This window comes from Flavobacterium panici (genome assembly GCF_903819335.1).
GTDB lineage: Bacteria > Bacteroidota > Bacteroidia > Flavobacteriales > Flavobacteriaceae > Flavobacterium > Flavobacterium panici.
Window position 1 is genome coordinate 37796 of the sequence record NZ_CAIJDE010000032.1, and the last position, 14418, is coordinate 52213.

Below are 14418 nucleotides of genomic sequence, written 5' to 3' on the forward strand. Positions count from 1 at the left end.
ACTTAGATTCTTTTTAAAACTATTTTTTCTGTCTCTTTTGCTACCATTGCTTTGTAATATTCTTTTAGCATTTCATACTTTTCAGGTGATACAATCGCCTCGTTTATTTGATGCAAAATTGATAATTGAAGTACATTTGAACTTGCAGCAATATTAAACTTAAAAGTACCTAAATTATCTTCCATAGATATAGCTGCCGGAGCTGGTAATGTTTCAACTACAAAACCTTCCGGAATTTTAATTGTAATGTTGAATTTATCAACAAAAGGATAGCTAAAATCTACTGGATATTCTCTAACTTCTTGCGTAAATGGGTTTTTATCTTTTGTAAAAAACAACATTGGGCTTACATAAATTTTACCTCCAATAAGTTCACATAAATTTGTTCCTGTAAAAGAATAGGTCTCTGTTATAGGCAGTAAAATATCTTTTTCATTTGTTTTAACGTATTCGCTAATTTCGATTTTATTGTTTCTGTTTTCCAGTTTTTCAAGATATTCTTCTTCTTTCAGACTGCTAATGTTATCTCTTGTAATCATTGCATTATAGTCTGTAGATTGTCTTCTTGCTTTTCCTGTAACTTTTCCATCAGCATCAATGGTATATGTCATAAAAACATTATCATTAGATGTTTTTTCAGGCATTAAATTTATTTCTTCAGATGTTCCATCTTTTCGTATTAATCTTCCTGACCAATTTAGAACTCTTAATGGTAAAATATTTGGAGTTGAAAGCTTCTCAGATGCATCTAATAAAATATAACCGTTTGGAGTTTCTACCGCCGCAATTACATAATTAAATGCTGTTCTGTTCGGAAATAAAGCGATCCCGTTTGAACGTGTACTAACCAATACCGGATTTGCAGTTAAACCAGAATAGCGCAACATTGCAGTAAGCATCAAATTAATATCGGCAATATTTCCTGTTTTTTCTTTATACGCTTTTCGAACACCATTATCACAGCTGTACCCTGTATAATTGTTCCATTTTACACTAGACTTGACATGGTCAAAAACAGCCCATATTTTTTCCTCTGGAGTGTTTAAACCTGTCAGCAGTTTTTTCAAATCCTCTTCAAAGTATCCTGTTTTGTTTAATTCAGGCCCAAAATCCTCATAATCATAAATCGTTTTCACTACAGAGTTCCAATCTGTAGAATAGGGTTTCATTGATCTGTTAGGAAATTTTGTCATTGATAATTCATGCGAAATAGAAGAAGTATAATTATCAATATTGTTCACAAAAGCTTCCTCTTTCATTGCCGGAAAATCCTCAGCTACATATGTTGTTTTAGTTTCTAAATAGTCTATTTTATCCTGAGTAAATTCTGTTCTAACAGCTCCGCCGCCAAATCCTCCTGAATTATATCTTTCTTTCGAATTTATAATAATTGCTTTATTATTTTTTTCGACAGTCATTTTAGGAAAGATATATCCTTTTTGTCTTGGACTGAAAACATAATATTCAGGTATGTATGTAGCAAATTCAGAGTAATTTACCGGAATGCTTGTTTGAAAATCCCAATCACGAATCATACCGTCACTAGGGCTTTTAATAGTATATTTAAATTCTATAACCGAGCCTTCTTTAACATTTGGCATCGTTATTTTTTTTCGACTTCTGTATTTACTCACAACTTCATCAAATATACCATCGCTTTTTAGTTTGGTAGCTTCGGCTTTGCCTCCAACTAAATTATAGGTTACGGCATCACTGAATATAACTTTTTCTCTAAACTCACTATTATAAATATATAAGACTTCATGGTTTGCCCAATCATAGCCTTCTTTTTTATATATTTTTATACGTGTCTCAACATCAGTAATTGTTACAAAACCATCCGTTTGATCATATTCAATTCTGGCTTTTCCTCTTTTAAACAATATAGCAGCTGCGGCAGATGAATCTTTTGGGTGTATTTTTTGTTCCAGCTCTGCAATAGAAACTTTTCCTAATTTAAATTCTTGTGCATTTGCTTCTGAAATAAACAGCGAGACAATTGCCAGACAAAAGATTTTAATGGCATTCATTTGTATTTTTTTGATTTTGGTTAGTTTTTGTTTAAGATGATTTTTGCATTGTCATTTCTTGATACCTGCTCTATAAAAAGACGGTATTCATCATATTCTTTATTTGAATATTTTCCTTTATTTACAAACATAGAGCGTTTGTAAATCAGTTTATTGTTGTCTTTTTTGATAATTTCGGTTTTGTATTCTCCAAATTTGCCTTTTAATTCAAAGTTTGAAGGCAGAAATTCTATTGAAAAACCTGCTGGAAGATTGATTTCGATTTCATCTGTATCTAAATATCCACGCTGAATTTGAAATGGATTTTTACGGTTTCTGATTCGTTTTATACTTCCTGTATATTGATTAAAAGCATCAACCACAAACATCATTTTAGTACCAGTAATTGTTCCGTAGTTTGATGCGTTAATCTGGGCATCTTCAGTAAAACGAACATTTTCCTTATCGTTTGTAAAAGTTATTTTGCCCAATTTTAAATTATTGATATTATCCCAATACTCTTTATAATGTTCTTCTTTTTCATTTGGCTGCATAGTTTCAACTCTTGACTTTGAAGCATATTGACTTCCTTGCGATGCAATTTTTAAAACCCCAGAAAAATTTCCGTTTTCATCAATTGTATAAGTTCCCTTTTCTTCCTGAGTATTTCCTTTATCATCGTAAATTTTAGTACGAACAATTTCTCCTCCTTCAGGCTTTACTACCAAAACATCACGATCATCTGTAAAAATGCCCTGATATCCAAAAGGATCATCCTGACTTGTACATTCTAACCAGATATAATTATTACCGTTTGGAACAGCAAGAATCATATGATTGCCCTGCATCGAAACAAAATCTGACTGAATATCTAACTTATAACGATCTCCGTATAAAATGGTATTATAAGATGGAACATCCACAACCTCAAGAAGTGCTTTTGTATAATTTGATAATGCTTTACAATCTCCATATCCTAAACGATCTACGTCGCTGGCAAACATAGGTTTCCACCCGCCAATACCAACTGCAATATTTACGTATCTGGATTTTTTTTGAACATAATCATAAATAATTTTAGCTTTCTTGACAGGATCTTTTTCGTCTCCTACAAGTGCTTTTATTTTTACTTTTGTTTCTTCGGGTAAAACAGTGGTTCCATTTAAGATTTTCTCTCCGTACCATTTTCCAAATGCTTCCCATGTAGTCGCTTTTCCGTCAACTCCTTCCAAGTGAAAATTTTCTAATCCCATCATAACTTTTGGAAAAAGCTCTCCGTAAGAAGGACTTAAATCTTCTTGTTTCTGAGCCACAATATTTGTTGCTGTATAACTTAAATTAGTATCTGTATCCGTCGTTTTTTTAATATTGAAACCATCAAATCGGAATTCTTTCTTTTTAAATCCCAATTCTTTAGGAAAAGTAACATTCAAAACACATTTCTCTATGCTTAGATTATAAGCACCCAGGAAATACCATTGCGGTATAAAAGCTGTATTTGAAGTTTCCGTTTCACAGGTATAAACAACTGTAAAAGGATATGAGATGGGAGTATAATCTAAATAAAGTACACGATTATCTGAAAACAACGTACTGCCGCTAACTGCACTTTGATCTCTAAACTCTTTTTTCCTGATTTTTTTTATTTCATTTCCTAATGCATCATAAACTATAGCTTCAATACTTTTTATTGAAGTCGTTTTATCATAATGTGCATAGGCATCAATATCATTTAAACCTTTTTCATTTAAAACAGAAACCACTCTTTGAGTTTTGATATTCATACTTCTTTGTGAAGCAATAACAATATCCATTTGATCTAATCGAACAACAGCATTAGCATTTTGTTTAAGACTATCTGCAATTGTAACTGTAGAATAATTAGTCTTCTGGGCAGAAGAAATAAGGGAAAATAAGATAAAAAAAAGCCTAAAACAGGTAGATTTCATTAGTGAGTAATTTCGTCAAATATATATTATTTTTAGAAATTCTTAACATTTGTTGAGTTTATTTTTACTCTCTGTTTTTGCTGTCGATTAAGATCGTTACAGGACCATCATTTAACAAACTGACTTTCATATCGGCACCAAAAATTCCGGTTTGTATCTTTTTGTCAAATTCTTTTTCTAAAGCTTTTACAAAGTTCTCATACATAGGAATTGCAAACTCCGGTTTTGAAGCTTTTATATAAGATGGACGGTTTCCTTTTTTTGTGGAAGCGTGAAGTGTAAATTGACTAACAACAATAATTTCTCCGTCAATATCCTGAACCGAGCAGTTCATGACATCATTTTCGTCGCCAAAAATTCTCATTTTTATTATTTTTCCGGCAAGCCAGTCAATGTCTTCCTGAGTATCGGCATCTTCAATTCCAACTAAAACTAATAATCCTTTTTGTATATCTGCTGTTTTTTGACCATCAACGGTTACGGATGCTTCGGAAACTCTTTGAAGAACAATTTTCATTTTATTTTGATCTAATGCGGCATAGTTTATTGACCACAGATTACACGGATTAAATAGATTTTCAATTCTAGCGTTAGATGCACTGCAGTGCATCTCGACATTTCAATACGTTATTTTTTTTTAGAATTTGGAATTTGAAAAAATTGGAATTTCAATTACTTTCTCGTTTCATCACTCGCTGCACGATCATCACCATAAATATCAGTACGGTAATGTTCTTCATCGCCTTCAAGAATTTTAAGGTAGCTATTGTAACGTGACCATGCAATTTCATCTTTTTCTAGAGCTGCTTTTATGGCACAATGCGGTTCTTCTTTATGGAGACAATTGTTAAACTTGCATTGGTCTTTCAGTTTGAAAAATTCCGGAAAATAACCGCTGATTTCTGATGGTTCCATATCAACGATTCCGAAACCTTTAATTCCAGGTGTATCGATGATTCTCGCATCAAAAGACAAATCATACATTTCGGCAAAAGTAGTTGTATGCTGTCCTTGTTTGCTTTGTTCTGAAATTACAGTAGTTTTTAAATGCAGACTTGGTTCCATTGCATTTACCAAAGTCGATTTTCCAACTCCCGAATGTCCGGAAAACATACTTACTTTTCCAACCATCATTTCTTTAAGTTTATCAACTCCTTTATTTTCTGTTGATGAAATTCGGAGGCATTTATATCCAATTTCGGTATAAATATGCTGTAAGTAAAGCTGATCGTCTAAAGTCTGTTCGTTGAGCGTATCGATTTTGTTGAAAATCAAAACAGCTTCAATTCCGTATGCTTCTGCAGTTACTAGAAAACGGTCAATAAAACTTGTTGTAGTTGGTGGATTATCAATAGTAATCAGTAAAAAAACCTGATCAATATTTGAAGCAATAATATGAATCTGTTTGGATAAGTTAACCGATTTACGAACGATATAATTTTTTCTTTCGTGAATTTTATGAATTGTTCCCGTTAAGGCATCCGAAGTTTCTTCTAATTCATAATCGACAATATCGCCTACAGCAATTGGGTTGGTGCTTTTAATACCTTTCATTCTGAATTTCCCTTTCATACGGCACTCAATAAAATCGCCTTTTTCAGATTTTACGGTGTACCAGCTTCCTGTAGATTTATATACGATTCCTGTCATTCTTTAATTTTAGATTGCTCGACTTTAGATTTTAGATTGCTCTTCCAACTAAAAAATAAAAGGCAAAATTACGTTTTTAGAATTGAACAACGCAACTTCGCCTTTTAAATTTGAAATCTCTAATTTGAATTTATGAATCTTACCATATTATTTCAGCTAAAACTTCATTTTCTTTTACTTTTCCTAACTGAATCGTTTTTAAAGTTCTGGATATTTTTCCAGCCTTAGTTGTATAAATTTCAACCATAATTGTAGCTGGGCCATTTTCAGTTAATTCTGTTTCTCCAAAATAATTGGTTTTAATTTGATATTTACCTTTTACAGCATTTCGAATTATATATTGTTCCGGGCCATAACCTTCTGTAAAATCTTTAGAAAATCTTCCTCCAATTTGTGTTGAAGTATGGCTGTAGTAACATTCTTCATTTGTTGGTTCAATAACATGCAAGTCTAAATCGACATCCATTTGGTTCCAGTTCATAATAATTCGAATATCAACTGGCTTTTTTGTTGTATATTTTTTATCAAGTTTTCCTGTTTTCAAACCTGAATGCTCTGCCATCAATCGATTAATATCCATTAAAATAATATCTTCAACACCTTCATACTGCCCGTCCATTTCTCCGTAATAATTTACTTCCAAAGCTTTAATTAATTGATCAAAAGCTTCTTGATATTTTCCTGCATCTTCTAGTGTTAAAGCATAATCTCTAAGACTTTGCGGTTCATGTTCTCTCCATTTTGCAACTTGTTTTGCGGTAAAAACTGCATCATTGTAATCTTTCCATTGGCGTAAAGTATAAGTTAGTGTTTTATAAAGCTGATGATTTTCTAAACCTAAATCGGCAATATTACTGATAATCAATAATGCTTTTTTAACATCTCCCTGATTGTAGAAGAAATGCGCCACATCAAAATAAAAACTCGGATTTCTTTCCTGTGCTTTTCTTAATTCAAAATACAAATCGTATTGTTTTTCTTTTGGAGCTTTTGCTAAAGCTTTTAAATACAATCGATCTGGATTCCAACTTTTTGTTTGGACAACTCCACTATTTGAAGACTGCTTTTTCGTTGTTATTATAATAACTCCATTTGCCCCTCTGCTGCCATAAGCAGCAATTCTCGAAGCATCTTTCAAAACATCTATGGTATCGATATCATCTGACTTTAAATCGGTGAATTCACCCTCATAAAACTGACCATCAACTATAATTAAAGGCTTTTTTGAATCTCCGGCTAAATATCCCTGATCTAGATTTGAATCTTGTGGAATATATTTATTTTTTGAGATGTCTTCTGAAATAGCACCAACAACATCAGATTTTTTTTGTGTTCCATATCCTACTACAACTGTTTCTTCTAATTTAGCAGCATTTGTCTCTCTTTGTATTACTTCACTTCCAACTTTTTTATCTTTTATTTCAGTAACTGTAGGCGCAACAAATTTTACCTGATTAGCTTTTGGCGCAGACGATGCGGGAGATGTCTGAATTACATTATTGTCTTCCTCAATAACCATTTCTGCTGCTGACCCTGCCCCAACCGGTTCGTCTATTGTCAAAACAGCATCCGGATCTCCTTTTATAGTTTCAGTTCCAATTGTTATATCCCCATCTCTGCCTCTTGCTCCTGGCGGTGGGGGTGGCGGCGGAACTTGAACTTGTCCTTTGTGTTTATACTTAGATGCAATTTTCTGTCCTTTATATTTTATATTCTTTTTCCACCAACTATCTAATCCGTTAAAATAACTTTCTATATTGTCCCAATTACTTTTTTGCTGAGCCAAATTAGTATCGTATTCCTGTTTTTTGATTCTGTCAAATTCAGCACGTAATTCCGTTGGCGGAATAATATCATACGAAATATAATCGCGAATATCTTCTAAAACAATCAACGAAGTATTTTTAGTAATGATGCCGTATTTCTTTCCCAAAAGTTCAATTTCATCAGCATTTTTAGCATATTCAAAATCAAGATTGGCTATTTTTTTCTGTGCCCAAAGTTTTTCAATATTTACATCATTTGTGTTTTGGATAGCACCATCAAGCGTAATTTTTCTTTCTAAAACAGCTTCATTATTATATCCGAATAATAACGTAATCTCATTTTTTGGATTTAAAGAAATTCCCGAAAAACTAAAATTTCCTAAAACAGAAGTTCCTTCTATCGGAAACAAATCAGTCACGGTTAAATTCTCTTTTATTCCTAAAAATTTCAAATTTGTATTTGTCAATTTATCCAAAGCGATTTCAGTATTGATCTGATTTAAATTGATAAAATTACCACCCGTTTGCATTGCTGAATAATTCAGAAAAGCAAAATCGGCAGATACTGAAGAAGTAATGGTATAAATTGTTTTTTTAGTTTTTGGCAGAAGATTTTCGCTCAAAGAAGATAATCCATCAGTAAAAAACAAATATTCGTCCTGACCCGTAAAGTTGAGTTGCGAAAAACGAGTCCCTCCATCGTATTTTGTTTTCTCTAAAACGGTTTTTAAAGCATCCCAATTTCCGTTAGAAACAATATATTCTTGTTGTTTATCAAAACTATAATTCAAAAAGTACAGCGTAACTTTTGTGTTTTTTATTTTCTGAAAATAAGCATTCAGCAAATTCAATTCTTTCTTTAAATCTCTATTCTGACAGCTCAAAGAGTTATCCCAAATTAATCCAATTGAAGCTGGTATTTTTTTAACTGTTTTATTTCCTTCGATAAAAGTATTTCCGTAAAAGTAATGTTGTCCGCCAACATCCTGCATCAAAACACTCGGAATACTTTGCTGTATCGGAATTTTTAGCACTATTTTTTCTGCAGGCTGGTAATTTTCTTTTTTAACAGAAGCCTGAAAAGCTTGATTCCATTTTGAAAAGACAATTTCGTTTCCTGAATTTTCAGTAACTGTTGGTGCTGTTGAAGTTCCTAAAACGGAAACATTAATTTCAAACTGATCTAATTTTTTCGGAAAACGACTTACCAATTGATATGCCAGATTATCTTTATCAAAAGCCGAAAGTTCTTCTTCATAACCAATTATTACAGTTCGTTCTCCGTTTGGCATTAAAGGATGAATTCTGGTTCTGAAATTATTTCCATCTACTTTCTCCAACAATCCCGGATCAACACGACGATGTTCAATAGCTTCAAAAACCTGTTTCCCTTTATTTTTATTAACCGGAACAGCTTCTCTCATTTTTCCATTGATATCAATGGCATATCTTGAAACCGAAACATTTTCCGGCAGCGGAAAAATAAGTTCTGCTTCCATCTGTCGAGTTCCAGAATTAAAAAAATGCATTTCGGCAGTGGTGTAAGCAATATTCCCAACAACTTTTACATTGACTAAAAGTTTGTTCATTCTCACTTTTTCAGGATCATCACCTTTAACATTTAGTTCAGGGCTTTGTGCAAAAGTTTTTGTTCCTAAAAACAGTACAAAACAAAATAACAATTTGAAGTTAACTTGAAACATTGCTGGCATAAAAACAGTGGTTTTAGATTTCATAACGTGAAAGTTAAGGTTGTATATTGATATAGAGAATAAAAAACATCCAAAGGTTGGGAGGATAATACTTATTTCCAAAAAAAATCTCCAAAGCCTTACGACAATGGAGATTATAAAATTTAACCATATAAGTGATATAAGAAAATCTAATAATTGGATTTACAAAAATCAAATAAAACTTATAACACTTATATAACTTATATGGTTTTAGAAAAAATTATGCGTTGAAAATCTTCTCTTGGTGACCAATACTTTCCTGGTGAATTGCTTTGAACATTCTCAAAACAAACTCCTCAGTAAGACCTTTTTTCTCACCTTCTAAAATCATTTTTCCTAAGATTTCGTTCCAACGGTTGTTTTGAAGAATTGCAACGTTTGCATCTTTTTTCACCTGACCAATTTCGTCAGCTACTTTCATACGTTTTCCTAACAATTCTAATAAGTTAGCATCAAGAACGTCGATGTTAGCTCTTAGTTTAGTCATTTTTTGGCTGTACTCATCTGTAGTATCATCCGTTTTTCTGATCGTCAAATCTTTGATGATTTGTTTCAAAGCATCTGGAGTAACTTGTTGCGAAGCATCAGACCAAGCGTTGTCCGGATCGAAGTGCGTTTCGATAATCATACCATCGTAGTTCAAATCTAAAGCTTCTTGCGTTACTTCAAAAATCATTTTACGATCTCCGGTAATATGAGATGGATCGATGATTAATGGTAAATCAGGGAATTTATTTTGTAATTCGATAGCGATCTGCCATTCTGGAATGTTTCTGTATTTTGTTTTTTCGTAAGTAGAGAAACCTCTGTGAATAACTCCTAATTTCTCGATTCCAGCCATGTGTAAACGCTCAACACCACCTAACCATAAAGCTAAATCCGGGTTTACAGGGTTTTTAACCAAAACGATTTTATCAGTTCCTTTTAAAGTATCAGCAATTTCCTGAACTGCGAATGGATTTGCAGTTGTACGGGCACCAACCCATAATACGTCGATATCATGCTCTAAAGCCAGTTTACAGTGAGCCGCAGTTGCAACTTCAGTTCCCATTAATAAACCAGTTTCAGCTTTTGCTTTTTGTAACCATTTTAATCCAATTTCTCCAACACCTTCAAATCCTCCCGGACGCGTTCTTGGTTTCCAGATTCCTGCTCTGAATACACTAACTTTTGAATCTTTTAATTCGTGAGCAATTTTCAATACTTGATCTTCTGTTTCTGCACTACATGGTCCAGCTATCACAAGTGGGTGATTTAAATTGAAATCTTCTAACCACTTTCTCATTTCTTTTTTATTTTCCATCTTAATTTATAGTTTACTTTTTAATTGTTAATCCGTTTAATATCTCTTTTATTTTATTTGTGCTTTCCATTTCTTCAAAAATGGCGTTGTAATTTTCATCTTTCAACAAATCCCTAAACCGACTGAGATTTGAAATATATTCTTCCAATGTTTCCAAAACGTGTTCTTTGTTCTGCTTAAAAATTGGTGTCCACATTGCGGGAGAACTTTTTGCTAAACGAACGGTGCTTTCAAATCCACTTCCCGCCATGTCAAAAATATCCTGTTCGTCTTTTTCCTTATTCATAACCGTTTTACCCAGCATAAACGAACTAATGTGTGACAAATGCGAAACGTAAGCAATGTGTTTGTCGTGCGAAGTTGGGTCCATATATCGAATCCTCATTCCTATTTCGCTGAAAAGCTTTAATGCTTTTTCCTGCAATTTAAAAGTGGTTTTTTCCACTTCGCAAATAATGTTTGTTTTTCCTTTAAACAAACCTTTTATCGCCGCCGAAGGTCCTGAAAACTCCGTTCCCGCTATCGGATGCGTAGCAATAAAATTTCTTCTTTTCGGATGACTTGCTACTGCTTCGCAAATTGGCTTTTTAGTCGAACCTACCTCAAAAACAATTGTTTTATCTCCAACCGAATCCAGAACTTTAGGCAAAACCGTCAGTGCGACATCAACCGGAACTGAAACGATTACAAAATCGGCTTCTGCCAAATCTTCAAAACTTCCTGCTTCGTCGATAACTCCTAGATCAATGGCTTCCTGCAAGTGTTTTTCGTTGCTGTCGATTCCAAAAATTGTCGAATCAGGATGTTGGTCTTTGATGTCCAGCACCATCGAACCGCCTATTAATCCTATTCCTATTACGTATACTTTCATACTATTTCTTTAATTTCCAAATCTTGATTTTTTATTTGTCACCCTGAGCGAAGTCGAAGGGCTTTCCAATTGGAACGTGGGCTTCGACTTCGCTCAGCCTGACAATCTAAAATCTAAAATCTGATATCTAAAATTTTCAAAATCGATCTATCGCTTCTTGTACTTTTTCCTCTTTTACACACAATGAGAATCTGATATATCCTTCACCATTGCTTCCGAAGATTGTTCCCGGTGTAATGAAAATATGTTTCTCGTATAATATTTCGTCAATGAACTTTTCTGCTGATTCTATTCCTTCCGGCAATTTTGCCCAGACAAAAAGCCCAACTCCTTCTTTATACACTTTACAGCCTAATTTTTCTGCCAGTTTTTCTGTTAATTCTCTTCGGCGTCTGTAAATTTTGTTTTGATCTTCGAACCATGATTTATCACATTTTAAAGCGGCGATTGCACCTTTCTGAATTCCGTAGAACATTCCGCTGTCCATGTTGCTTTTTACTTTGAGGACTGCATCGATAATTTCAGGATTTCCTAAAACCATTCCTACTCTCCAGCCGGCCATATTGAAGGTTTTGCTTAATGAATTTAATTCTAAAGCCACATCTTTTGCACCTTCAACCTGCAATAAACTCATTGGGTTATCATTCAAAACAAAACTATACGGATTGTCGTTGATCAATAATATATTGTGTTTTTTAGCAAAAGCAACCAATTTTTCAAATAACACTAAACTTCCTCTCGCTCCTGTTGGCATGTGCGGATATCCCAGCCACATAATTTTTACTTTCGAAAGATCTAATTTTTCTAAAGCTTCAAAATCCGGTTCCCATCCATTTTCTTCTTTCAAATCATAATAAACCGGAACTGCCTGTACTAAATTAGTTACCGAAGTATAAGTTGGATAACCCGGATTTGGAATTAAAACGTGATCACCTTCATTTAAAAAGGCTAACGAAATGTGCATAATTCCTTCTTTTGAACCCATAAGAGGTAAAATCTCATTATTTGGATTCAACTCAACACCAAACTGATCTTTATAAAAATCTGCCATCGCCTGCCTCATTTCCGGTAATCCCTGATAGCTTTGATAACCATGTCCGTTTTCGTCTTGAATTGCCGCAGCGACTGCTTCAATTACTGCTTTTGACGGACTCAAATCAGGGCTTCCGATTCCCATATTGATGATCGATTTTCCTTCAGACATAAGTTGACGAACTTCTCTCAATTTTGAGGAGAAGTAGTATTCTTCAACTGTATCTAATCTTTTTGCTGTTGTAATCATTTTTTTTATTGCTTTAGGCTTTAAGCTGTATGCTTTAGGCTCTTTTTTAACTTTCTAACTTTGTGGGCTTCGACTTCGCTCAGCCTGACAATTTATTATTTCAACCCTTTGGAATTTGGAATTTAAAAAAATTGGTATTTCCTTTTTAAGGCCTTGTATTTTTATATTCTCCCAGAACTTTAAAATATTCTGCCATAATATTTAATAACGTTTTGGCTTTTGCAAAATCTTCATATTTCTCAAATGTCACGTCTACGAAGAATGAATATTTCCAAGGTGTTTCAATTTTTGGAAGCGACTGGATTTTTGTCAAATTCAGTTTGCAGTCACTCATTACATTTAAAACTGCTGCCAAGCTTCCTCTTTTATGATCTAATTCAAATTTGATTGATGCTCTGTTGATTTCGCTTTCAGGCAAAAATGAATTTTGCTTTTTAATGATTACGAAACGTGTCATATTGTTTTTTATCGTTTGAATTGATGATGCAATAATATCCAGATCGTACATTTCAGAAGCTGTTACACTTGCAATTGCAGCAATTCCTCTTAACTGTTTTTCCTGAATTCTTCTAGCTGTTTCGGCTGTATCTTTATCCTCGATCAATTTAATATTTGGATATTGTTTCAGGAAATCCATACACTGCAAAAGCGCCATCGGATGTGAATGAACTTCTTTTATATCTTCAATTTTCTGACCTTTTAAAGCCATTAAATTCTGCTGAATGTTTAAATAATGCTCTCCAATAATGTGCAAATTATTCTTGTCGATCAAAGCATAATTCGGAATAATTGGACCTGCAATTGAATTTTCGATTGCCATAACCGCCTGATCTGATTTTCCGGCAATAAGGCTGTCGATCAATTCTTCAAAAGACAAACATTCATCAATATCCACATTTTCAGAGAAATACTCCTTCACAACCTGATGATGAAAAGATCCTTTAATACCTTGTATTGCAATTTTCGTTGTCATATATTCAAAAAAAAATCCTGATTTGCATCAGGATTGTATATTAGTTTTATTTGTCTTAGAAATATTTCTCAAATAACCATAGCACAATCCTGACTTCTACTAAAGAAGAAATAAAAACTGTTGCTAAAATAAAAACGGTTAGTTGCCATTTTGTTTGTGTTATTTTGTAAATTCTCTGCGAATGTATAAATTATTTTTACTGCACCAAAAAAAATATTGCATTTTATGAAACAAAAAGGGATTTCTTAACAAATTTAAGCTGATTTGTATGATAATATAAAAATATGGGCTTAAAATGAGATATTTACAATGGGATTTTCTATGGGGCTAAGATGCTAAGTTCTGAAATTTTTTACAGCCCTAACCTTTTAGACCAATTTTTAGGAGAACGAGAAGTGTGAAAAATACCAATTACAAATATTTGATCTTTTTCTACTAGATAATGAATTCCATAAGGGAATCTTGAAATAAAATGCATTCTTATATTTTTATACTTCTTTTGAAATAAATCAGGATTTCTTGAAATAGAATCAATTCCTGCTTCTAAACAAAGTTCAAAATCATAAGAAAGCCCAATTCTTTGCTCTTCATACCAAAGAACAATATCTTCGATATCAAATAAAGCTTCTTTTACAAAATGAAGTTTATACACTTATCGCAAAGATTTTAAATGAGCTTTAACCTCATCCCAAGAATATAATTCTGTTTTTCCTTCTTCTAAATTTTGTATACGAATATCTAATTCCCTTTTTACGTCATCAGAAATTTCCAAATCTTCTTTAGAAACACTGTCCCACAACTGCTCTGCTAAAACAATTTTTTCAGCATTACTATACTTAGATAGATTTTTGATTTGCATATTATCAGTATTTCTAGTATTAT

General features: G+C 33.0%; 11 protein-coding genes. All 11 read right to left on the reverse strand.

Features of this window, described 5'->3' with window-relative positions; all coding sequences use genetic code 11:
- Positions 1-2: 2 nt before the first annotated feature.
- The gene (locus FLAPXU55_RS05115; RefSeq protein WP_180856848.1) at positions 3-2030 is read right to left on the reverse strand and encodes a transglutaminase domain-containing protein; all 2028 of its coding nucleotides are present in this window, start codon (positions 2028-2030) and stop codon (positions 3-5) included.
- Positions 2031-2050: 20 nt separating this feature from the next.
- Positions 2051-3958, reverse strand: a complete 1908-nt coding sequence (locus tag FLAPXU55_RS05120) for a DUF3857 domain-containing protein (protein WP_180856849.1) — start codon at positions 3956-3958, stop codon at positions 2051-2053.
- A gap of 64 nt (positions 3959-4022) precedes the next feature.
- A complete protein-coding gene (dtd, locus tag FLAPXU55_RS05125; protein WP_180856850.1) occupies positions 4023-4475 on the reverse strand; it encodes a D-aminoacyl-tRNA deacylase in 453 nt (150 codons plus the stop codon).
- Positions 4476-4630: 155 nt separating this feature from the next.
- A complete protein-coding gene (gene rsgA / locus FLAPXU55_RS05130) occupies positions 4631-5608 on the reverse strand; it encodes a ribosome small subunit-dependent GTPase A (protein WP_053472522.1) in 978 nt (325 codons plus the stop codon).
- A 139-nt stretch (positions 5609-5747) separates the two neighbouring features.
- Entirely contained in the window at positions 5748-9110 is a 3363-nt protein-coding gene (locus FLAPXU55_RS05135; protein ID WP_235991993.1) for a VIT domain-containing protein, read from the reverse strand.
- A 217-nt stretch (positions 9111-9327) separates the two neighbouring features.
- Positions 9328-10410: a bifunctional 3-deoxy-7-phosphoheptulonate synthase/chorismate mutase type II gene (locus FLAPXU55_RS05140; RefSeq protein WP_180856851.1), complete on the reverse strand. Its 1083-nt coding sequence runs from the start codon at positions 10408-10410 to the stop codon at positions 9328-9330.
- A 13-nt stretch (positions 10411-10423) separates the two neighbouring features.
- Complete coding sequence (locus FLAPXU55_RS05145) at positions 10424-11281, reverse strand: prephenate dehydrogenase (RefSeq protein ID WP_053472519.1); 858 nt, start codon at positions 11279-11281, stop codon at positions 10424-10426.
- 136 nt (positions 11282-11417) lie between these two features.
- The gene (locus FLAPXU55_RS05150) at positions 11418-12563 is read right to left on the reverse strand and encodes a pyridoxal phosphate-dependent aminotransferase (protein ID WP_180856852.1); all 1146 of its coding nucleotides are present in this window, start codon (positions 12561-12563) and stop codon (positions 11418-11420) included.
- Between the two features lie 145 nt (positions 12564-12708).
- Entirely contained in the window at positions 12709-13536 is an 828-nt protein-coding gene (locus tag FLAPXU55_RS05155) for a prephenate dehydratase (RefSeq protein ID WP_180856853.1), read from the reverse strand.
- A 352-nt stretch (positions 13537-13888) separates the two neighbouring features.
- Positions 13889-14188 carry a type II toxin-antitoxin system RelE/ParE family toxin gene (locus tag FLAPXU55_RS05160; RefSeq protein WP_180856854.1) on the reverse strand — a complete coding sequence of 100 codons (300 nt, stop codon included), beginning with the start codon at positions 14186-14188 and terminating at the stop codon, positions 13889-13891.
- Positions 14189-14395, reverse strand: coding sequence for an addiction module protein (locus FLAPXU55_RS05165; protein WP_053472514.1), 207 nt, complete (start codon positions 14393-14395; stop codon positions 14189-14191).
- Positions 14396-14418: the final 23 nt, after the last annotated feature.